General features: G+C 29.4%; 20 protein-coding genes, 1 tRNA gene and 1 pseudogene. 14 read left to right on the top strand and 8 right to left on the bottom strand.

What is annotated here, in order from left to right; translation table 11 throughout:
• Positions 1 to 841: universal stress protein (locus tag ACH2BC_RS05175; RefSeq protein ID WP_395052921.1), on the top strand; the 841-nt coding region annotated here is incomplete at its 5' end.
• Positions 842 to 1156: 315 nt separating this feature from the next.
• On the opposite strand, the gene ACH2BC_RS05180 is transcribed toward ACH2BC_RS05175, so the two are convergent.
• Positions 1157 to 1227, bottom strand: a tRNA-Gln gene (locus ACH2BC_RS05180).
• A 232-nt stretch (positions 1228 to 1459) separates the two neighbouring features.
• Here ACH2BC_RS05180 and ACH2BC_RS05185 point away from each other — a divergent pair.
• Together ACH2BC_RS05185 and ACH2BC_RS05190 are read left to right on the top strand one after the other, a co-directional pair.
• Positions 1460 to 4660: a DUF2723 domain-containing protein gene (locus ACH2BC_RS05185; RefSeq protein WP_395052922.1), complete on the top strand. Its 3201-nt coding sequence runs from the start codon at positions 1460 to 1462 to the stop codon at positions 4658 to 4660.
• 70 nt (positions 4661 to 4730) lie between these two features.
• Positions 4731 to 5408, top strand: coding sequence for a polysaccharide deacetylase family protein (locus ACH2BC_RS05190; RefSeq protein ID WP_395052940.1), 678 nt, complete (start codon positions 4731 to 4733; stop codon positions 5406 to 5408).
• Between the two features lie 5 nt (positions 5409 to 5413).
• Here ACH2BC_RS05190 and ACH2BC_RS05195 read toward each other — a convergent pair whose 3' ends face one another.
• The 3 genes from ACH2BC_RS05195 to ACH2BC_RS05205 all read right to left on the bottom strand — a co-directional run bounded on the left by ACH2BC_RS05195 (position 5414) and on the right by ACH2BC_RS05205 (position 7697).
• Positions 5414 to 5965 carry a hypothetical protein gene (locus tag ACH2BC_RS05195; RefSeq protein WP_395052923.1) on the bottom strand — a complete coding sequence of 184 codons (552 nt, stop codon included), beginning with the start codon at positions 5963 to 5965 and terminating at the stop codon, positions 5414 to 5416.
• A gap of 125 nt (positions 5966 to 6090) precedes the next feature.
• Positions 6091 to 6387: a thioredoxin family protein gene (locus ACH2BC_RS05200; protein ID WP_395052924.1), complete on the bottom strand. Its 297-nt coding sequence runs from the start codon at positions 6385 to 6387 to the stop codon at positions 6091 to 6093.
• Between the two features lie 74 nt (positions 6388 to 6461).
• The gene (locus ACH2BC_RS05205; protein WP_395052925.1) at positions 6462 to 7697 is read right to left on the bottom strand and encodes a metallophosphoesterase; all 1236 of its coding nucleotides are present in this window, start codon (positions 7695 to 7697) and stop codon (positions 6462 to 6464) included.
• A gap of 123 nt (positions 7698 to 7820) precedes the next feature.
• On the opposite strand from ACH2BC_RS05205, the gene ACH2BC_RS05210 reads away from it, so the two are divergent.
• The 5 genes from ACH2BC_RS05210 (at position 7821) to ACH2BC_RS05230 (ending at position 13500) form a co-directional block, all read left to right on the top strand.
• Positions 7821 to 8354 carry a hypothetical protein gene (locus ACH2BC_RS05210; RefSeq protein ID WP_395052926.1) on the top strand — a complete coding sequence of 178 codons (534 nt, stop codon included), beginning with the start codon at positions 7821 to 7823 and terminating at the stop codon, positions 8352 to 8354.
• 9 nt (positions 8355 to 8363) lie between these two features.
• Positions 8364 to 11195 (top strand): DNA polymerase I, encoded by a 2832-nt coding sequence (gene polA, locus ACH2BC_RS05215; RefSeq protein WP_395052927.1) that lies wholly within the window; start codon positions 8364 to 8366, stop codon positions 11193 to 11195.
• 243 nt (positions 11196 to 11438) lie between these two features.
• Complete coding sequence (locus ACH2BC_RS05220; RefSeq protein WP_395052928.1) at positions 11439 to 11708, top strand: DUF4160 domain-containing protein; 270 nt, start codon at positions 11439 to 11441, stop codon at positions 11706 to 11708.
• 6 nt (positions 11709 to 11714) lie between these two features.
• Complete coding sequence (locus ACH2BC_RS05225; protein WP_395052929.1) at positions 11715 to 11978, top strand: DUF2442 domain-containing protein; 264 nt, start codon at positions 11715 to 11717, stop codon at positions 11976 to 11978.
• A gap of 208 nt (positions 11979 to 12186) precedes the next feature.
• A complete protein-coding gene (locus tag ACH2BC_RS05230) occupies positions 12187 to 13500 on the top strand; it encodes a serine hydrolase domain-containing protein (protein WP_395052930.1) in 1314 nt (437 codons plus the stop codon).
• A 67-nt stretch (positions 13501 to 13567) separates the two neighbouring features.
• On the opposite strand, the gene ACH2BC_RS05235 is transcribed toward ACH2BC_RS05230, so the two are convergent.
• From ACH2BC_RS05235 to ACH2BC_RS05245, 3 genes are all read right to left on the bottom strand, one after another.
• Positions 13568 to 14326 (bottom strand): T9SS type A sorting domain-containing protein, encoded by a 759-nt coding sequence (locus ACH2BC_RS05235; protein WP_395052931.1) that lies wholly within the window; start codon positions 14324 to 14326, stop codon positions 13568 to 13570.
• Positions 14323 to 14853, bottom strand: coding sequence for an ankyrin repeat domain-containing protein (locus ACH2BC_RS05240; RefSeq protein ID WP_395052932.1), 531 nt, complete (start codon positions 14851 to 14853; stop codon positions 14323 to 14325). The genes ACH2BC_RS05235 and ACH2BC_RS05240 overlap by 4 nt, the downstream gene beginning before the upstream one ends.
• Positions 14854 to 14935: 82 nt before the next feature.
• Complete coding sequence (locus ACH2BC_RS05245; RefSeq protein ID WP_395052933.1) at positions 14936 to 15958, bottom strand: LacI family DNA-binding transcriptional regulator; 1023 nt, start codon at positions 15956 to 15958, stop codon at positions 14936 to 14938.
• Between the two features lie 331 nt (positions 15959 to 16289).
• Here ACH2BC_RS05245 and rplM point away from each other — a divergent pair, with 331 nt between their 5' ends.
• The 6 genes from rplM (at position 16290) to ACH2BC_RS05275 (ending at position 21034) form a co-directional block, all read left to right on the top strand.
• Positions 16290 to 16745: a 50S ribosomal protein L13 gene (gene rplM, locus ACH2BC_RS05250; RefSeq protein ID WP_395052934.1), complete on the top strand. Its 456-nt coding sequence runs from the start codon at positions 16290 to 16292 to the stop codon at positions 16743 to 16745.
• The gene (gene rpsI, locus ACH2BC_RS05255) at positions 16745 to 17131 is read left to right on the top strand and encodes a 30S ribosomal protein S9 (RefSeq protein ID WP_395052935.1); all 387 of its coding nucleotides are present in this window, start codon (positions 16745 to 16747) and stop codon (positions 17129 to 17131) included. Before rplM ends, rpsI begins: the two co-directional genes overlap by 1 nt.
• A gap of 293 nt (positions 17132 to 17424) precedes the next feature.
• Positions 17425 to 18261 carry a 30S ribosomal protein S2 gene (gene rpsB / locus ACH2BC_RS05260; RefSeq protein ID WP_395052936.1) on the top strand — a complete coding sequence of 279 codons (837 nt, stop codon included), beginning with the start codon at positions 17425 to 17427 and terminating at the stop codon, positions 18259 to 18261.
• Positions 18262 to 18401: 140 nt separating this feature from the next.
• Positions 18402 to 19226, top strand: a complete 825-nt coding sequence (gene tsf, locus ACH2BC_RS05265; RefSeq protein ID WP_395052937.1) for a translation elongation factor Ts — start codon at positions 18402 to 18404, stop codon at positions 19224 to 19226.
• 310 nt (positions 19227 to 19536) lie between these two features.
• Positions 19537 to 19815, top strand: coding sequence for a helix-turn-helix domain-containing protein (locus ACH2BC_RS05270; protein ID WP_395052938.1), 279 nt, complete (start codon positions 19537 to 19539; stop codon positions 19813 to 19815).
• 4 nt (positions 19816 to 19819) lie between these two features.
• The gene (locus ACH2BC_RS05275; protein ID WP_395052939.1) at positions 19820 to 21034 is read left to right on the top strand and encodes a type II toxin-antitoxin system HipA family toxin; all 1215 of its coding nucleotides are present in this window, start codon (positions 19820 to 19822) and stop codon (positions 21032 to 21034) included.
• Between the two features lie 182 nt (positions 21035 to 21216).
• Here ACH2BC_RS05275 and ACH2BC_RS05280 read toward each other — a convergent pair.
• Positions 21217 to 22427, bottom strand: a pseudogene (locus tag ACH2BC_RS05280) (penicillin-binding protein 1C); the annotation flags it as partial.

Genomic DNA, 22427 nt, shown 5'->3' on the forward strand with positions numbered 1-22427 from the left:
TTTATCTATTATAATTATGAAAAAAATTCTAATTCCTACAGACTTTTCGGATCACGCTGAATATGCCTTAAAAGTTGCCGCTCAAATTGCTAGAAAAAACGGTGGCGAAATTATCTTACTTCACATGTTAGAATTACCACACGAAGGTAGTGATGCAGTTGGAAGCGGAAGCGATATACCAGAAATTATGTTCTTTAAAAACGCAGCAATACGAAGACTTGAAGATTTAATGGATGAGGAATATCTAGATGGTTTAAAAGTTTCTGAAATTGTACAATTTGAATTGGCATTTGACGGAATTTTAAAAATTAGTAAAAAAAATAATGTAGATTTAATTGTAATGGGATCGCACGGTGCAAGCGGATTTAAGGAAATGTTTATTGGTTCTAATGCAGAAAAAGTAGTTAGAAACTCAGATGTTCCTGTATTGATAATTAAACAAGAACAAGATAATTTTCATGTTAACGATTTTGTATTTGCTTCTGATTTTTCTGATGAAATAAAAAAACCATTTGAAAAAGTGGTAGAATTTGCCAATAAATTCGATTCAAATTTACATTTGGTTATGATTAACACTCCAAATAACTTTAAATCGACAGCAGTTTCTGAAGGAATTATGAAAAAATTTGTTTCTAACTTCAATGTTAGTAAAGTTAAAACGCACATATACAATGAAACGAATGTTGAAAAAGGGATTTTAAATTTTGCAAACAGCGTAAATGCCGATTTAATTGGAATGAGCACTCATGGCAGAAAAGGACTTTCGCATTTCTTTAATGGAAGTATAAGTGAAGATTTAGTAAATCACGCCAATAGACCAGTTGTGACTTTTAAAATATAACGATTTCTATAATTTTATATAAATCCAAATTCTTAACGAGTTTGGATTTTTTTTTAAACCAAACTATAATTCTTGTCCAAATTAGACACAAAAAAATCCCACTTAAAAAAGTGAGATTAATTTTGTTGGTCTACTAGGACTTACCGAATCAAATTGGCATAAATTTCTCGTCCAAATTAGTCACAAAAAAATCCCACTTAAAAAAGTGGGATTAATTTTGTTGGTCTACTAGGACTTACCGAATCAAATCGGCATAAACTTCTCGTCCAAATTAGACACAAAAAAATCCCACTTAAAAAAGTGAGATTAATTTTGTTGGTCTACTAGGACTCGAACCTAGAAAGACTGCACCAAAAACAGTTGTGTTACCATTACACCATAGACCAATATGTGCTTGAATGCGCGTGCAAATTTACTACATATTTTAATTTACGCAACTATTTACTCCTTTTTTATTCAAAATAATTTATTGATAGCTATAATTTTCTAAATTATAGCATACTAATCTTAGTTTTTTGTAGTTATAGCAACTGAGTTTTTTAGAATTTTTTGTTAACCAATGCTTCATTACGCAAAAAAATAGTTTCTTTGCATTAAAAATTAACCTCTCAACATTATATGACAACATTTGACTTTAAAAAGTGGAATACAATTATTGGTTGGCTAGCATTTGCAATAGCATTAGTAACATTTTCGCTTACAGTTGAACCTACAATGAGTTTTTGGGATTGTGGCGAATATATAGCTACTGCTGCAAAACTACAAGTTGGTCATCCGCCAGGTGCACCTTTATTTCAAATGCTGGGCGCTTTTTTTGCATTATTTGCTCCAAGTAAAGAGTACATTGCATTGATGGTAAATATGATGTCGGTTTTTTCTAGCGCATTTAGTGTTTTATTTTTATTTTGGTCATCGTCAATTATATTAAAAAAGGTTATTTCTTCTTATACAGAAATTAACAAAGACAATAGCATTATAATTTTAGGAAGTTCATTTGTTGGTGCGTTAGCATTAACGTTTTCTGATAGTTTTTGGTACAATGCAGTTGAGGCAGAAGTTTATGCAATGGCAACTTTATTTATTGCATTACTGTTATGGTTAGGATTGCGTTGGGAAGAAGAAATGCATACGCCAAGAGGAAACAAATGGTTGTTATTGATAAGCTTAGTAGTAGGATTATCGTTTGGTGTTCACTTTATGGCTTTGTTAACAATACCATCAATTGGATTTTTATATTACTTTAAAAATTACAAAAAAATTACTGTAAAAAGTTTCATACTTGCCAATATAATAATTGTTGCGATTTTACTTTTTATATTCAAGTTATTACTTCCATACACAATGGCTTTCTTTGGAAAGACTGAAATTTTTATGGTAAATAGTTTAGGATTACCATTTGATTCAGGAACAATTTTTGCTCTATTATTAATTATTGCTTTCTTTTATTTTAGTTTAAAATATACACGAGAAAAAGGGCATCCATTTTATAACACAATAATTCTATGTATATTATTTGTATTAATTGGATTTTCAACTTGGATGATGCTTCCTATTCGTGCCAACGCAAATACCCCAATTAATGAAAATAAACCATCTGATGCTGCAGAGGTTTTGGCGTATTATAATAGAGAACAATATGGTGTAAATCCGTTATTTTATGGTCCTCAATTTACAGATGAGTTTGCAGGTTTAGATCCAAATAATCCTTATTTAGACAAAGCACCGAATTATGAAAGAGATTATAAATCAGGAAAATATGTAATTGTAAATAATTATATTAATGCTGAACAAAATACTGATGATGCTCACAAAACAATTTTACCAAGAATGTGGAGCACCGATAATATTGAAGGATATATAAGCTTTTCTAATCCACCAAAATTTACTATAAAATCTGATTACAGCGAAGAACAGAAATTAATAGATATTGTTACTGAGTTTAGACAAGCTTATGCCAAAAAAGAAATTGGAACAGAAGGTTACATTGCATTTTTAAAATCTTACGGAGAATATTTAGATATTGAAAAACCATCAACTTGGGACAATCTTAGTTTTATGGTTGAGTATCAATTTGGATACATGTATGGAAGATATTTGTTATGGAATTTCGTAGGAAGACAAAATGACATTCAAGGAAGATATGATAATCTTGACGGAAACTGGATGAGCGGAATTAAATTTATTGATGAATTGCATTTAGGATCTCAAGAAAATTTACCATCAGATATTTTAAACAATAAAGGACGAAATTTTTATTATTTCTTACCATTTATTTTAGGCCTAATTGGATTAATGTATCACGCACAAAGAGATTTAAAAAGTTTTTATGTACTTCTAGCTTTATTTTTATTTACAGGTTTGGCATTAAAAATTTACCTCAACGAACGTCCATTTGAACCAAGAGAAAGAGATTATGCTCTTGTAGGATCGTTTTATGTATTTGCCATTTGGATAGGATTTGGAGTATTTGCATTGTATGAAATTGTAAAAGAAAAAATAGCTCCAAGATTATCTGGACCAATTGTTTTGATAGTTTCATTACTTGCTGTACCAAGTTTAATGGCGTTTCAAAACTGGGATGACCATGATAGATCAGACAAATACACTTCTATTGCAATGGCTAAACAATATTTAGATTCTTGCGAACCCAACAGTATTTTATACACGATTGGAGATAACGATACCTTTCCGCTTTGGTATGCACAAGAAATTGAAGGTTATAGAACAGATATTAAATTGTGTTGTACCAGTTTATTAATGACCGATTGGTATATAGATCAAATGAAAATGAAAACCTATAATGCCGAAGGTTTACCAATAAATTTTGACAGAAGTCAATATGTTGGCGATAAGCGAGATGGAATTTTATTTGACAAACAAACCGAAAACCGTTGGAATATTAAAGACTTTTTAAATTTTGCTAAAAGCGATAGAGAAGAAACGATGGTAGAAATGCAAAGTGGTATGAAATTGCATTTTTTACCAACCAACAAAATTAGAATTCCAGTTGATAAAAATTCGGTAATTGCTAATAAAGTTGTTAATCCTAGATATTACGATTCTATTGTTCCTTACATTGATATAGATATTGAAGGTGGCGCATTGTACAAAAACCGATTAATGATGCTAGAAGTTTTAGCAAATAACAATTGGAAAAGAGCAACCTATTTTAGTCCGGGAAGTTTTGCAAATGATGATTATTTATGGATGAAAGATTATCTACAATTGGACGGAATGGTGTATAAACTTGTGCCAATAAAAAATGTGTACAAAGAAGAAAATTATCCAGATATGGGACAAATTGATTCTGAAAAATTATACACAACTGTTATGAAATGGGATTGGGGAAATGGCGAAAGCAAGAAAATTTACCACGATACAGAAACTAGAAAAAATAGTATTTCAAGTAGAAATAATCTGTCAAGATTGATGTACCAATTAATAAAAGAAGGCAAAAACGACAAAGCCAAAAAAGTTATAAATCTTGCTTTAGAAAAAATGCCAATAGATTATTATATGTATTATTCTACAATTGATCCATTTGCAGATGGACTTTACAAAGTAAATGAAAAAGAAAAAGCCAGAAAATTACTTGGTGAATTGATGGTAAAATACCAAGAACATTTAAAGTATTATAAAACGTTTAAACCATCTGATAAAAGTTATATTGTTTCAGAAATTATGACCGATTTATACCGTTACAAATCATTATTAAAAATAATGAAAGACAATGGCGATATTGATTTCTTAAATAAAAATTTAGCAATATTTAGTTCTTACAGTAAAATGTTTCCAGAATATGAAGGAGAAATTGACTAAGTCAAATTTTTAAAACAATAAAATGTGCCAACAGAAATTTCTTTTGGCACATTTTTTTTTATATTTGAATATGAATTTCCGTTGGATAAAAACACACCGCATTATCAAAAAAATATTCTCAAATTACATTTGGGATATTCCTAATGCTGAAAATAAAGTATACTTAACATTTGACGATGGACCAACACCAGAAATTACAGAATGGACTTTAAAATTGTTAGAAAAACACAATGCCAAAGCCACATTTTTTTGCATTGGCGATAATGTAAATAAGTTTCCAGCCATTTATCAAAAAATAATTTCTAGCAAACATGCTGTTGGAAACCATACTTTTAATCATTTAAATGGATGGAAAACAGAAAATAACATCTATTTTGAAAATGTAAAACAATGTCAAAATACCTTAGAAATTAATACTAACAATTCAAAGCAATTTCAAGAACTCGAAACTCAAAACTCAAAACTCGAAACTCTTTTCCGTCCTCCTTATGGAAAAATAAAACCATCACAATCTAAAATTCTTAGAAAATTAGGATATAAAATTATAATGTGGGATGTTATTTCGTATGATTTTGACCCTGCAATTTCTAAAGAAGAATGTCTAGAAAATGTATTAAAAAATGTAAAATCTGGAAGTATAATTGTTTTTCACGATAGCCAAAAAGCATTTACAAATTTGGAATATGTTTTGCCTAGAACTTTGGAGTTTTTAAGTGAAAAAGGTTTTGTTTGTGATAGGATTGTTTAATTTTTTTATTTCAATCTTACAAAAAAAGAATATTTTGGAATATTAAATTTTTGTATTCCATAACCATTAGTTGATGGAAAAGACGAATACAATTCCATTTCATTTTGGTCTGGATTAATAGACTTTACAATACCACAATGTCCCCAAGTTTCTGTCCAAAATTGAACAAAATCACCTTCACAAACTTCATTTTTATTATCAATTGCTATTCCAACTCCTTTTTCAATGAGTGCGAAATATATTCCTTTCGGAATTTTAGAATCTTTCTTTAATAATTCTTGAATATTTTGATTTGTAATAATTCTAATTCTTTTTTTATCAATAGAATTTAAGTCTTGACTTTTTTCTACTATCTTTATTAATAATTCAGTACAAACTGCTTTTTCATATGTAGAGGAAATTTCTGGACCATATTTCTTAACATTATCTACAATTAATTTATTCTTTTTAGGAATTTCTAAAAGTTTTATTTCTTTGTTGAAATCAGAAATTTTAGAATTCTTCTCTTCATTAGAATTAAACGTAATTAAGATTAGAAATAAATATAATAACTTCATAAATTTAAAGTGATGATTTATTTAATTTGTTATAGAATTAGCCAACTGTTTATTGAAGATTAAAATTAAAAATCATCAATACCAATCGAATTACTCTAAATAAAAAAATCTAAAAAATAAAAAAACTAAACCTGCTCTTGGACTAAACCAATAATAGTATTAGCATCTAACTCGCCAGATTGTCTCCACACCATTTGACCTTCTTTATAAATCATAAGTGTAGGCAAACCCTTAATTCTTAGCGCTTCTGCCAATTCTTGATTCTTATCCACATCAATTTTTATTACTTTTGCTTTATCACCAAGTGCCGCAGCTACATCTCTAATTACAGGATGCATTGACACAGACGACTCGTTCCATTCTGTATAGAAGTCTATTAACACTGGAACTTGAGCACTTATAAGTTCTCCAAATTTTGACATAAAACCAAAATATTTATACTCTTTTTTTTAAGTAAAAAAGAAAATTAATATACAAATGTACTATATTTCATTAATTATACTACACTTTTACCTTTTTTTAGTTCAATTACAGTAATTTCTGGCCATATTCCAACTCTTCCTGGATAAGCGTGAAACCCAAAACCTCTATTTACATAAATATATTTCCCTAAATTTTCATACAAACCTGCCCATTGTTTATAAACATATTCTACTGGACTCCATTTTATAATTCCTGGAATTTCTATGCCAAATTGAAATCCGTGTGTGTGTCCAGAAAGAGTTAAATGAAAATGTTTTGGGTGATTTTTAATTTCATATTCCCAATGACTTGGATCGTGACTCATTAAAATTTTAAAATCTTCTTTCTTTAAATCTTTTGATGCCAAATTAATATCGCCAGCTTTTTTAAAATTGTGACCCCAATTTTCTACTCCAACAATTGCAATTTCTGAAGTTCCTTTTTTAACTTTTACATTTTGATTTAACAATAAATTAAATCCAATATCTGTATATAATTTTTTTATTCCTTCAAAATTTTCAGCTTTTGCATCTGCCGATGACCAATCTATATATTCACCATAATCGTGATTTCCTAAAACAGAAAATTTTCCATATTTGTGTTTTTGAATTTTATTAAACGTTTCAATCCAAGGATGCATTTCGTTAGCATGCGTATTTACAATGTCGCCAGTAAACAAAATCATATCTGAATTTTGCTCGTTTACCAAATCTATTGCGTAACTAATTTTCTCTGGATTGTCAAAACTTCCGCTATGAACATCAGATATTTGTGTAATTTTAAAACCGTCAAAATCATTTGGCAAATCTTCAAAAAACAAGGTTTGCTTCAGTACTCTATAATTGTATTTTCCAATTGTCATTCCGTAAATTAAAGACAAAAACGGAACAGCAGCAATACCTAGCGCAATTTGAGAAACAAATTTTCTTCTATCTGGCAAAAAAGTTCCATTATCGTTATCGCCCATAAAGTGAGTAATAATTCCAAAGAAAACTCTGTAAACATCTTCAAGCAACATAAAAATAGTTAAAATTAATTTTGGAACTAATACCAAAATTAAAACTCCCATTGTAAACATTGTCATCTGCGTTTGCCCAACGCTTCTATCAAATTTTGTAAATTGATAAAAAATAAAAGCTATAACCAACAATGAAATTAAAGTATATGCAATTAAAACCCATCTTACTTTTGTAAAAGTACGAACGGCTTGAAAAGCGTAGATTTCTATAATTGAGATAACTATAAAGAGAATTAGTAAGCGAAGTAACATCTTTTAAAAAATTTTAACAAAAGTAAAAATCATTATTCTTGTAAAACATAAATTTTAGTTAATGTTTATAAACTGATAATTATAAAAATAAACTATTTTTGTTACAAATCAATTTTACATTTTATGAAAAAAATTATCTGCCTTTTTTTGTTTGCCTTACCTTTTTTAAATTTTTCCCAAGAACAATTAACTTTTAAAAGTGGTGGAAGAGTTTATAATTCTAATTCAGAAAAATTAACTTCCGATGAAGTAAGAACTTTACTTCAACCCAATCCAGAAGCTTTACAATTATTCAACGCTGGAAGATCTAAAAAAACAGTTGGAAATATTTTTTTGTGGGTAGGAACTACAACATTTATTGGAAAATTTATATATAATTCTACTCAAACTAAATTTTCAACACAAATTGTTGGTTATGGATCATTTGGTCAACCAATAATAGTAACAAATTCTAAAACTTACTCTAATACTTTACTATTTATTGGAGCTGGATTAGTAATAATTGCAATTCCAATAAAAATTGGATTTTCTAAAAAAATAAAAAAATCATTAGACTTAATAAATAACGATTTTAAAAATCCAAAAACAAGTTTTACAATAGATTCAACCAATTTTATTTCTAATTCTAACGGTTTCGGAATTTCAATTACTTTTTAAATTACAACAATGTCACAAAAACGCCTTTTTCTTCTAGACGCATACGCACTAATATTTCGTGGTTATTTTGCCTTTATAAAAAACCCAAGAATTACTTCAACAGGAATGGATACATCTGCCATTATGGGATTTATGAATGCCTTGATGGATGTAATAAAACGTGAAAAACCAGATCATTTAGCAGTAGCATTTGACAAAGGCGGAAGCGATGTTAGATATGAAATGTATCAAGAATATAAAGCGCACAGAGATGAAACTCCAGAAGCTATAAAAATTGCTGTACCATACATTCAAGAAATTTTAAAGGCAATGCACATTCCAATTATAGAAGTTGCTGGTATTGAAGCCGATGATTTAATTGGAACTATTGCAAAGCAAGCCGAAAAAGAAAATTATCAAGTTTTTATGGTTACGCCAGATAAAGATTTTGCACAATTGGTTTCAGAAAATATTTTTATGTACAAACCAGCACGAATGGGTAATGACATAGAAATTTGGGGAATTCCAGAAGTTTTAAAACGCTTTGAAATAGAACGACCAGAACAAGTTATAGATTTTCTAGGAATGATGGGCGATGCTGCCGATAATATTCCGGGTTTACCTGGCGTTGGCGAAGTTACAGCCAAGAAATTGTTGAAAGAATTTGGTTCTATGGAAAATCTTTTAGCAAATACAGACAAGCTAAAAGGTGCTTTGAAAGATAAAATTGAAGCCAATAAAGAAAAAGGAATTTTATCTAAAAAATTGGCAACAATATTACTAGATTGTCCTGTTACTTTTAATGAAAAAGAGTATGAATTATCGCATCCTGATGTTGAAAAAACTGATGAATTATTTTTAAAATTAGAATTTCGTCAAATGAAAACACAGTTTGATAAACTGTATAATCCTACTGCTGTTGACGAAAATTTAGAAATTGAACAACCAATAAAAAAAGTTCCAGCAAAAAAATCTAACGAAGATCAATTTGATTTATTCGGATTTTCTGATGAACAAAGTGGCGAAGAAAAAACCAATTCACATTATGCTGATTTATCAAATACGGAACATTTATACCAAATTATTCAAGGCGATTTAGGATTAAAATTGTTTATTCAGAATTTGATGAATCAAACTTCGGTATGTTTTGATACAGAAACTACAGGAATTGATGCCTTGAATGCAGAACTTGTTGGACTATCTTTCTCATTTGAAAAAGGAAAAGCATTTTACCTTCCTTTTCCAGAAAATCAAGACGAAGCTCAGGTTTTAGTTGATAAATTCAAGCCATTTTTTGAAAGTGAAACTATCGAAAAAATTGGTCAGAATATAAAATATGATTTAAAAATTCTATCACATTATGGAGTTCAAATAAAAGGAAAATTATTTGATACTATGATTGCCCATTATTTGATAAATCCAGATATGCGTCACAATATGAATGTTTTATCTGAAACTTATTTAAAATATTCGCCAAAATCTATTGAAGATTTGATTGGAAAAAAAGGTAAAAATCAAAAATCAATGCGCGATGTTTCGATTGAAGAAATTAAAGAATATGCTGCTGAAGATGCAGATGTTACTTATCAATTAAAACAAAATTTCAGTCCGATTTTAGACAAAGCCGAAACCAAAAAATTATTTGATGAAATCGAAATTCCATTAATTCCAGTTTTGGCAGCAATGGAATTAGAAGGAATAAATCTTAACGTTCCTTTCTTAAAAGAAATGTCGGTTGAAATGGCTAAAGAAAGTTCTCAATTGGAACAAAAAATAAATGAAACTGCTGGCGAGAAATTCAATTTGGCTTCACCGAAACAATTGGGCGAAGTTTTATTTGACAAAATGAAAATTGGCGGAGCGAAACAAAAGAAAACGAAAACTGGTCAATATGCAACTGGCGAAGAAGTACTTTCTTATTTAGCCAACGAACATCAAATTGTAAAAGACATTCTTGAATGGCGTCAAATGGTAAAATTACAAAGTACTTATATTGATGCTTTGCCGAATCAAGTTGATAAAAAAACTGGTCGCGTTCACACAGATTATATGCAAACTGTTGCAGCAACAGGTCGATTAAGTTCTAACAATCCAAACTTGCAAAACATTCCTATTCGAAGTGAAAAAGGTAGATTAATTAGAAAAGCATTTATTGCTAGAGATGAAAATTATACTTTAGTTTCTGCCGATTATTCTCAAATAGAACTTAGAATTATAGCTGCACTTTCTGGCGAAGAAAATATGATTTTGGCTTTTAAAAATAATGAAGATATTCATAAATCTACAGCTGCAAAAGTATTTAATGTTCCGTTAGAAAACGTTACAAAAGAACAACGTAGCAATGCCAAAACCGTGAATTTCGGAATTATTTATGGTGTTTCTGCATTTGGATTAAGTAATCAAACATCGCTTTCGCGAAAAGAAGCTGCTGAGTTGATTGATGCTTATTATCAAACGTATCCAAAATTAAAATCATACATGCAAGATCAAGTAGATTTTGCAAGAGAAAATGGTTATGTGCAAACGGTTTTAGGAAGAAGACGTTATTTAAAAGACATTAATTCTGCCAATATGATGGTAAAAAGTGGCGCTGAACGAAATGCGGTAAACGCACCAATTCAAGGAAGTGCTGCCGATATTATCAAAATTGCGATGATTAATATTCATAAAAAACTTTCCGAAGGAAACTGGAAATCTAAAATGTTACTTCAAGTTCACGATGAATTGGTTTTTGACGTTCATAACTCTGAATTAGAAAAAATTCAACCAATGATAAAACATGAAATGGAAAATGCCTTTTTAATGGATGTTCCTTTAGATGTTGAAATTGGAATTGGTGAGAATTGGTTGGAAGCACATTAGAAAAGTATTCAGTGTTCAGATTTTAGTGTTCAGTTTAAAATATACATAAAGTTATCATTCCTTAGGAATCTTTTAAAATAATTTCTAAAAATCATTTTTCAATTTTAAAATCAATTATACATTCAATAATATTGTCATTCCGTAACAACCTACTAATCTAATCATTATGAGTTTAATTATTGAAAATAAAATAATAGATTTGTTTGAAAAATAATTTTGTAACTTTGTATTAAAGAAAATGTTATGCCTGTTATAAGTCTCTTTTATGGATTAATTATTTCAATGTATTATTTAGACAATAAGCAACACAACTTACCTCATATTCACGTAAAATATAATGAATTTGAAGCAGTTTTTTCAATACCAGACGGAGAATTATTAGATGGTAAACTTCCAATTAATAAAACAAAATTGGTAAAAGCATGGATAGAAATTCGTCAAGAAGATTTAATGGCGGATTGGAGTTTAGCCATTAAAGGAGAACCTATTTTTAAAATTGAACCTTTAAGATAATTAGTTATGTTTCCTAAAATAATATCTGTTATTCCTAAACCTAATTTCACATTAGAATTGGAATTTGAAAACAAAATCTGGAAGGAATTTTCTATTATTCCTTATCTTGAATTTCCAGTATTTAAACCATTAAAGGATGCTTCATTTTTTAATCAAGTTATTGTAAAATATGATACTGTTGTATGGGGAAAAGAAGAAGTAATAGATTTTGATCCTTTTACTCTTTGGACAGAAAGTATTGAAATAACAAAACCTCAAATTCAAAGTTAAAATTTTCTTGGTTAGCATTGTTTCAGTGTTTAGATTTCAGTATTCAGTTGAGTGTTGTTGTCATTCCGTAGGAATCTCATAAAGTTTAAAAAAAGCTAAGAGTATTATGATTTCGCTATTTGTTAGAAATGATAACCTAAATTTAAAAATAATATTCAGAATTGTAACAATTTTCAATCGCATCACTCTAATAAAGAAAAACATGACCATGAGAAAAATAATTTTACTTTACATTTTATTAACTTTTTCCTTTGCATTCTCCCAACAAACCAACTTCCAAAAAATTGATAGTTTACTTACTTTTTTAAGTGTAAACAATAAATTTATGGGATCAGTTGCTATTAATGAAAACAATAAAGTTGTTTTTGCTAAAGGATATGGTTTTGCCGATTTAGAAACCAATAAAAAACTAGACGAAAATTCTAAATTAAAAATTGGTTCTATTACAAAAATCTTTACTGCAACAATGATTATGCAATTGGTAGACGAGAAAAAATTTTCGTTAGACACTAAGTTATCAACCTTTTATCCAAAAATTTTAAATGCTGATAAAATTACAATTCATCATTTATTACACCACAGAACTGGAATTCCAGATTACCTAAATGATGATGAAACTGTTGGCAATAGAATTTACATCTTTAATTCTAAACAAGAAATGGTTGATAGAATTACAAAATATGAATCGGCTTTCGAACCCAATTCTAAACATAAATACAGTAATTCTAATTATTATTTATTGGGATTAATTCTTGAAAATGTAACCAAAAAAAGTTTTTCAGATAATTTAGATAAACGAATAATTAAAAAATTAGGATTAAAAAACACCTTGCTTCCAGGCAAAACAAATAGTGCTAACAATGAAAGTTATTCTTATTTATTTGACGGAAAAATTTGGGAAAAAACCCAAGAATGGGACAATTCTTTAGCTTATGCAGCTGGCGATATTGCTGCTACAACAAGTGATTTAACCACTTTTATGCATGGATTATTTAATGGAAAACTAGTTTCTGCAAATTCATTAGAATTAATGAAAACTATGGAGGATTATTATGGTAAAGGATTGATTTCAATGCCATTTGATACTAAAAAATTCTATGGTCATACTGGCGGAATTGAAAGTTTTAGAGCAGTTGTTGGTTACAATGTTGAAGAAAAATTTGGCTTATCATTAATTGTAAATGGCGATAATTATAATAGAAATGATATTATGATTGGCATTTTAAGTTTGTACTACAATAAAGACTACGCTTTTCCAGATTTAACTAAACTAATTATTGACGATGTCATTTTACAAAAATATGTTGGTGTATATTCTAGCAAGACTTTTCCAATGAAAGTTACAATTACAACAACTAATGGCGAATTAACAGCACAAGCAACTGGTCAAGGTTCTTTTCCTTTAAGTGCAAAAAATGATAAAGAATTTTATTATTCAGGTGCAGGAATTAAAATGATATTTGCAGAAAATTCCTTTACATTAAAACAAGGTGGAATGGAAAACGTATTAACAAAAGAATAAATTTTTCAATTTAAACATAAAAAAAGCTAGAAGTAATTTCTAGCTTTTTTTGTTTTATAAGTTTTAATTACTCTACAACTAAAGATTTAGTAGCATTTCCATAATCAGTTCTTAGAACTACCATGTATGTTCCAGTATTTAAATCTGAGGTAGAAATTTCATTTGATGTAGTTGTAATTTCTTGATTTTTTACAACTCTTCCTAATGTATCATAAATTTTAACCGAACCAAAATCTACATTTGTAGGCAATTCAATATTTGTAAAACCTTTGGCTGGATTTGGATACATTTTAAAAGATTCAATATTAAAAGAATCATTAGCTAATGTTAAACCATAAGCTGCAGTAGTAACCGCATTTGCAGAACCACCATGTGGTGCTAATCCAAAACTTGCACTTGCAGATCTTGAACATGCTAAATTTATAGATCCGGCAGAAGCGCTAAAAACATAATCTCCAGCTTCGCCAGTATTTAATGCTCTTGTAGAAACAACTGTTCTAACTGTGCCAGTTGTTGTATTAGATGTAGTTGTCCAACTTTGAATAGCATCTGCAGACGGAACTCCAAATCCACCTAATTGTCTATCAGAAATATTTGCAGTATTGATAAATGCAATTATATCTCCAGAACTCATACTGTTGTTATTAAATGCTAGTGCGTACCATCTATCACTTGGCATTGTTTGAGTTAAGGTAACCAATGTTGGTGTTACATCAATTTTTACACCATATTCTGGATAAAATTGAATAGTTCCAGTAGAAAATGTTTGCCCAAGCATTGTCGAGACAAACATTAAAGTTAATAAGTTTAAAGTAATTTTTTTCATAGCTTTTTATTTTTTAGTGTTTCAATTAATTTATCGTCGTTAAGGAGAATTGCATATTCTAATGCCGAGTTTCCTCTGTTGTCTTCTTTATTATAATCTGCGTCAGCTTTTATTAACAAGCTTACAATTTCGTAATTTTTAAAATTTGTTGCATATATTAATGCTGTTGTTCCATTTGCATCAGTACTATTTACATCCGCTTTATTTTCTATAAGTAATTTAGCAATTTCATTATTTCCTTTAACAATACTTGCCATTAATGGTGTTCCCATTTTGCTATTGCCGTTTATATCGCTACCATTTTCTATTAAAAATTTTGCAACTTCATTGTTTCCTCTGTAGCAAGCAAGTACCAAAGGCGAATAACCTTCATCATTTACAACATTAAATGCTTTTATATTAGTTTTTAAAATTTCTTTGGCCTGTTCAACCGTTCCTTTTCTGCCAATATCAAAAACATTTAATTTTTCTTGAGAAAAACCTAAACTAAATAATAAGCACACAAATAATGTAAAAATTCTTTTCATATAGTATATATAATTCACAAATTTATAAAACTTTTGTTTCAATTTAACGTTAACTTACTGAAAGATTAAAATTTAACAAAATTTACAACTTCTTCGTAGATTCTCTTTGTCGTAATTCAGTTTTAATAACTGTTGTTCTATAAGTATATTCTTCATCCTTACTTTCTAGTTTTTCTATTAACATTGTCGCAGCAACTTCACCAATTTCTGGACCATGTTGGCTTACTGTAGATAAACTTGGCGTCATTCTTCTACTCCACAATCCATCTGCAAAACCTATTATTGATAATTCTTCTGGAATTTTATATCCTTTTTTAATACCATGTTTCATTGCCATTACCGATGCGTGTTCGTCTACAGCAAAAACTCCATCGAACTCATTTTTATTAAAAAAATCTTTAATTTTTTGGTCAAATTCTTCAGACGTATCTGTTAAAATAATTAAATTCTCATTCACTTTAAGAACTTTATTTTCAAATGCTTTATAAAAACCTTTTGCCCTAAGTTTGCCAACGCTCAAATTATTAATACTAGAAAACAAAGCAATATTTTTACATCCAGTATTAATTAAATGTTCCATAGCATTTACAGCTGAGTCTAAATCGTCTACAACAACTTTATCGCAATTTACTTCGTCAGTAGTTCTGTCAAACATTACAATTGGTGTTCCTTCGTTTATTATAGATTTAAAATGACCAAATTGTTGCAATTTTTGTGCTTCTTCACTTATCGATAAAATAAATCCATCAATTGTACCATTACTCAACATTTCTAATGCGCCAATTTCTTTTTCAAGACTTTCGTTACTAATACAAGTAATTACTTTATACCCTTTTTCATCGGCAACCTTTTCAATGCCACTAAAAACCTTTGCAAAAAACGAATTTAAAATATTCGGAATAATAACACCAATAGTCTTTGTAGATCTATTTTTTAAATTCAAACCAATAACATTGGGCTTGTAATTTTTTAATTTAGCATATTCCTGAATTCTTTTTTTGGTTGGTTCGCTAATTTCTGGACTGTCATTTAACGCCTTAGAAACCGTAGAAACAGAAACTCCAAGTTCTTTAGCAATTTGTTTTAACGTGGCTTTAGACTTCATAAGTATAATTTAGAAATGTAAAAATAGAAAATATAAATGTAAAAAACTTTATAAAATTATTTTTCTAGAACTTGTGCTCATTAGTATCAGTAGCACAATGGCTTGGGCTTTATCTACAAACCCTATTCCAGCACTACATTATATCTTTCTTGTTAAAAAAAACAAGAAAGGATGCCATTTCGTTCTGGGCTAAAAACACATCATAAACCTTTTGTAACATGCTAAATTTCAAAATACTAATAAATTTAAAAATCAATTTTGTAAATCTAATAAATAATCGTACTTTTGCACTCCTTTAATTAGGAATGGAATGTTTAATTAAAATAATATTATGGACGCATTAAGCTACAAAACAGTTTCTTCCAACAAAGCCACTATTACCAAAGAGTGGATTGTTGTAGATGCTGAAGGTCATAACTTAGGTCGTTTTGCTTCTAAAGTAGCAATGCTATTAAGAGGTAAATACAAGCCAAGTTATTCACCACACGTTGACTGTGGAGATAACGTAATTGTTATCAACTCAGAGAAAATTAACCTTACAGGAAACAAACTTGACGAAAAAACATACATTCGTCACACAGGTTATCCTGGAGGACAAAGAAGTTTAACTGCTAAAATTATGCAACAAAAAAACCCTGCATTATTAGTAGAAAAAGCTGTAAAAGGAATGTTACCTAAAAATAAATTAGGCGCACAATTATTCCGCAACTTAAATGTAAATGTTGGTTCAGAGCATACTCACGTAGCTCAAAAACCAAAAACCGTAAACCTTAACGACTTAAAATAATGGGAGTTATTCACAAAATCGGTAGAAGAAAATGTGCCGTAGCACGTGTTTATGTTCAAGAAGGAACAGGACAAATCACAGTTAACAAAAAACCGTTTGCAACTTACTTTCCAACTGCAACTTTACAGTACAAAGTATTACAACCAATGACAATGACAGAAAACGTTACCAATTATGACGTAAAAGTTAATGTTTATGGTGGTGGTTCAACAGGTCAAGCAGAAGCAGTAAGAATGGCTTTGGCAAGAGTAATGTGTGAAGTTGGCGAAGGAAACAGAGCTATCTTAAAACCAGAAGGATTACTTACAAGAGATCCAAGAATGGTAGAACGTAAAAAATTCGGTCAGAAAAAAGCACGTAAGAGATTCCAATTCTCTAAACGTTAATACTGAACTTCAATCTGAACTTGTTTCAGATTCTTTAGTATTTTTTTGAAATTATATTTGAACACGTTTCAGATGCTTTTCAGGAAACTGCGAATTATTACAAACAGATTCTGAAAGTCTGAAATTAATTCAGACTCAGAATAAAAAATTGAATTTAAAAACAAGTTGTCGATATTCCTTTTTTATAAATTAAGGAATTAGTTTAGCATCGAAATGCAGTCCAAAGTCTTAAAGAAATTCTTAAAGCGAAAAAGGTGACGCATTGCTAATCACGGAACGTAAACTATTACACAATGGCAAACAAAATTGACGTTAAAGAATTATTAGAAGCAGGTGTACATTTTGGACACATGACTCGCAAATGGGATCCAAATATGGCGCCTTACATTTATATGGAACGTAATGGAATTCACATTATCAATCTATATAAAACAGCTGCAAAAATTGAAGAAGCTAGTGAAGCAATGAAAAAAATTGCCGCATCTGGAAGAAAAATTTTATTTGTAGCTACAAAAAAACAAGCTAAAGACATCGTTGCAGAAAAAGCTGCAGCTTGTAATATGCCTTACATTACAGAAAGATGGCCTGGTGGAATGCTAACAAATTTTATTACTATTAGAAAAGCTGTAAAAAAAATGGCAACTATTGATAGAATGAAAAAAGATGGTACTTTCATGACACTTTCTAAGAAAGAGCGTTTACAAGTAGATCGTTTAAGAGCAAAATTAGATAAAAATTTAGGTTCAATAGTAGACATGTCTAGACTTCCATCTGCATTATTTGTAGTTGATATTAAAGCAGAACATATCGCAATTAAAGAAGCACAAAAATTAAACATTCCAGTTTTCGCAATGGTTGATACTAACTCTGATCCACGTGAAGTAGATTATGTTATACCAGCTAATGATGATGCTTCTAAATCTATCGATAAAATTCTAACTTTAGTAACAGACGCTGTAAAAGACGGATTGGCTAATAGAACTTCTGAAAAAGAAGGAGATGATACTCAAGAAGTGGTTGCAGAAGAAGAAGTAGCTGAAGAAGTTGTAACTAAAGAAGAAACTCCAGTTGTTGAAGCTGTAGCAACTGAAGAAGTTTCAGCAACAGAAGAAACTAAATCTGAAGAATAAAAACAGTTAAATTTCCAAATTTTAAATTCCAAATTCCAAAAGTTATCATTTAATTGATACGCTATTAAAGTTGGAATTTGGAATTTTAGATTTGGAATTTATTTTTTTACAAAAAATAGTTAAACTTTAAAAAAAAAAAAATGGCAACAATTACTGCTGCAGACGTAAATAAATTAAGAACAATAACAGGTGCAGGAATGATGGACTGCAAGAAAGCATTAGTAGAATCTGATGGAGATTTTGATTTAGCAATTGAAAACCTTAGAAAAAAAGGTCAAAAGGTTGCTGCAAACAGATCTGACAGAGAATCTACAGAAGGCGCAGCTATTGCAGTTGTAAATGCAGACAAAACAGAAGGTGTAGTTATTACATTAAATTGTGAAACTGACTTTGTTGGAATGAACGAAAATTTTGTTAAAATGGCTACTGAAATGGCTAATTTAGCATTAAACTTCAATACTAAAGAAGAATTTTTAGCTTCTGATTTCAATGGAATTACTGTTGCTGATAAATTAATTGAGCAAACAGGAGTTATTGGAGAAAAATTAGAAATTAGAACTTTCGAAAAATTATCTGGAGCTTTTATTGGATCTTACATTCACTCTGGTAATAAAATTGCAACATTAGTTGCGCTTTCTTCAAATGTTGCTGGTGCTGACGAAGCTGCTAGAAATGTTGCAATGCAAGCTGCAGCAATGAACCCAATTGCATTAAACGAAGATGGAGTTGATGCTGATACTGTTGCTAAAGAAATAGAAATTGCTAAAGATTTACTTCGTCAAGAAGGAAAACCAGAAGCAATGATTGAAAATATTGCCAAAGGTAAACTTGGTCGTTTCTTTAAAGACAACACTTTAGTAAACCAAGATTATATTAAAGACAGTTCAATGAGTGTGGCTAATTACATTAAATCTGTAGATGCTAACCTAACTGTATCTGGATTTAAAAGAGCAGCTTTAGGATAATATTTATTCTAAAAATATTAAAAATTTAAACCGTCTTTCTTTTGATTGGCGGTTTTTTTGTGCGATCAACATTTACTACTAATTTATTCAAATTAAATTTCTTAAGATAGTATTGAAAAAAGATATTTATTAAGAAATTCTATATAAAGTTAGCTTACCAAAAATGAATAAAATGTGATTAAAATTAGTATACTTTTTTTGATATATAAAAATTTAATACTGATAAGACCTATTCAATAGTACATTTGTAGTTAATATATAAGTTATTTTACTAAAAAAATATTATATTTGGCTATTATATTAGTTTATTATGAATAAATACAATAACATTAAATTACCAGTAGATACACAAAAAGAATTAGCTTCAAAATTTAGAGAATTAAGAAAAGATAAAAAATATTCTCAAACCTTATTAGCGCAAAAATCTGGTGTTTCTTTAGGAAGTATAAAAAGATTTGAAAACACTTCTCAAATTTCTTTAGAATCACTATTAAAATTAGCAAACTTATTTAATAGACTTGATGATTTTGATTTGGTTTTTAAAATTGACACTGAATTAAAAGTAGTTGAAAAATTATTTACCAGATAAAAAGATGAAAATTCAAAAAATAAATGTTTTTTTAAATCTTGGCAATTCTAAAGATAGAATTGGTGAAATGATCTTAGAAAAAGGGTTAATTTATTTTAAATACGATGTAGAATTTCTTATCAAAGGAATTGAAATTTCACCATTTAAAATGAAGTTAACTCCAGATATTATAACTCCAAAAGAATTACATCTTGATGGACTTTTTGGTGTTTTTTCTGACTCAATTCCTGATGGTTGGGGAAAACTATTATTGGATAGAAAACTACAATCTTTAGGGGTTTCTTTAAACGAAATAAGTTCATTAGATAGACTAAGTTATTTAGATTCTAACAGTATGGGAGCAATTTCTTATGAACCTGAAAATGAAATACAAACTACAAATATAAAAGTAGATTTAGATTTAATATCGAATGAGGTTGAGGTAATTTTAAAAGGAAATTCTCAAGATGTTATTGATGAGTTGTTTCAACTTGGCGGTTCTTCTGGTGGTGCAAGACCCAAAATTCTAGTAGGTTATAATTCATTAACAGATGAAATAATTTCGGGACAATCAATTTTTCCAGATGGTTTTGAACATTGGATAATTAAATTTCCATCAACATATGATTTATATGATAGTGGCTTAATTGAATTTACATATAATCAAATGGCACAAAACAGTGGCATTGAAGTAGCCGATTTTAAAATATTTAAAACTAAAAGCGGAAAATTTTTATTTGGAAGCAAGAGGTTTGATAGAATTACTAATGAAAAGTTACATTTACATTCGGTTGCTGGATTGTTGCATGATAATTTTAGAATGAGCACTATTGATTATGGTCATATTATGGATTGTGCTTTTATACTTGAGAAAGACTTTAATGCCTACGAAAAAATATATAGGTTAGCTGTATTTAATATTTTGGCACACAATAGAGATGATCATAGTAAAAACTTTTCTTTTTTAATGAATAAAGATGGAAATTGGAAATTTTCTCCTGCTTATGATTTAACTTTTTCACAATCTTCGTATGGTTTTCATAGTACAAGTGTTGCTGGTGAAAGCAAAAATCCAACTGTTAATAATTTGATGATTTTGGCAGCTGATTTTGGTATAAAAAACGCCAATAAAATTATCGATGAGGTAAAAAATTCTATTTCTAATTTTAAAAATTTAGCGAGTAATTATCAAATTAGTAAAGATTCATGTAACTTAATTGAAAAAAGTTTACAACTTTAATTTTTCAAAAAAGATATATTTTTAATACTTATAGAAATGTAATTATTGCTGTTGGGGTTTTTGCTTCGCAAAAACCCCAACAGCAGATTGGAATGGACAGCAGGAAAATGGTAGATAGAAAATGCCCAAGCCATTCGCTACTAATATACATCAGCTTAATTTCTAAAAAAATAGCTAAACTTTTAATCTTTAACAAACTCCACTTTTCGCTTAATTTCATTTCCAAATTCATCTGTAACCGTAATATAGTGAATTCCGGTGTTGGCTTCTACTTGCATTTCGTGAAAGGTTTGGGTTGTGCCTTTGTACACATTGTCTACATACCAATACAATTTGGCTTCTTTATTGGAATGTGCTACTTTAAATATCACTGGCTGAATTTTACTATCGAAACCTTTGGTTAAGTAAATTTTACTATTGGTTTTTGGATAAATAAAATCCATTGACGCTTGTTGGGTTTGCATACAATCTGGTCTAAATGGTGGTAATGGTTTGTAATCTATATGCAAACTTTTATAATAATATTCCATAACTGGCGGCAAAACAAACCATTTTTTGTTGACTATATTGTCTATATTTTCGCAACTGCTGTTTACTCTAAATTGTTCTGTAATGTCAAGATGTACTAACTTATGATAGTTACAAATAGTTGTTTTTAATCCTTTTTTATTAATTAATTGGGTTGATTTTGGGCAATCGTCTTGTGCTAAATGTCCGCTTAAAGTACAAACTTCGGCATATTCTAAATCGTTTAATGGTGCATTGAACCATTTTTTTCTTGGTAATAAATTAAAAACATCAAACAATATTGGAGCAGCACTTTCTACTCCAGTAAGTTGTGGTCTTCCTTCTCCAGAAGCATTGCCAACCCAAACGCCAACTACATATTTAGAATTGGTGCCAATTGCCCAAGCATCGCGATTTCCAAAACTGGTTCCTGTTTTCCAAGCTAGTTCTAGTGACGAATCGTAAAATTTCCAAGCTTCATCACCTTCTGGACGGTTTACTTCTTTCATTGCATTGTAAGTTAAATAAATAGAACCTGCACCAAGTATGGTTTTTTGATAACTTTCATCACCATAATCTTGTGTAAATTCGTTTTTATAATTTAATTCGGCAAATTCTTGTGTTCTATATTTTCCTTTAGATTGATTGAAATAATTTATTGTTGATGATAAATTGGCATAGGTTCTACATAAATCCCAAAGATTACTTTCTGCGCCACCAAGAATTAACGATAATCCATAATGATTTGGATGCTTATTGACATTTTTGAGTTTGAATTTTTGTAAAATTTCATAAAAATTATTTACGCCGTGTTCTTGTAACATTAAAACCGCAGGAATATTTAAAGATCTTGACAATGCTCGTTGCGCTGGTACTGCGCCATCAA

Source organism: Flavobacterium sp. (assembly GCF_043760115.1).
Lineage (GTDB): Bacteria > Bacteroidota > Bacteroidia > Flavobacteriales > Flavobacteriaceae > Flavobacterium.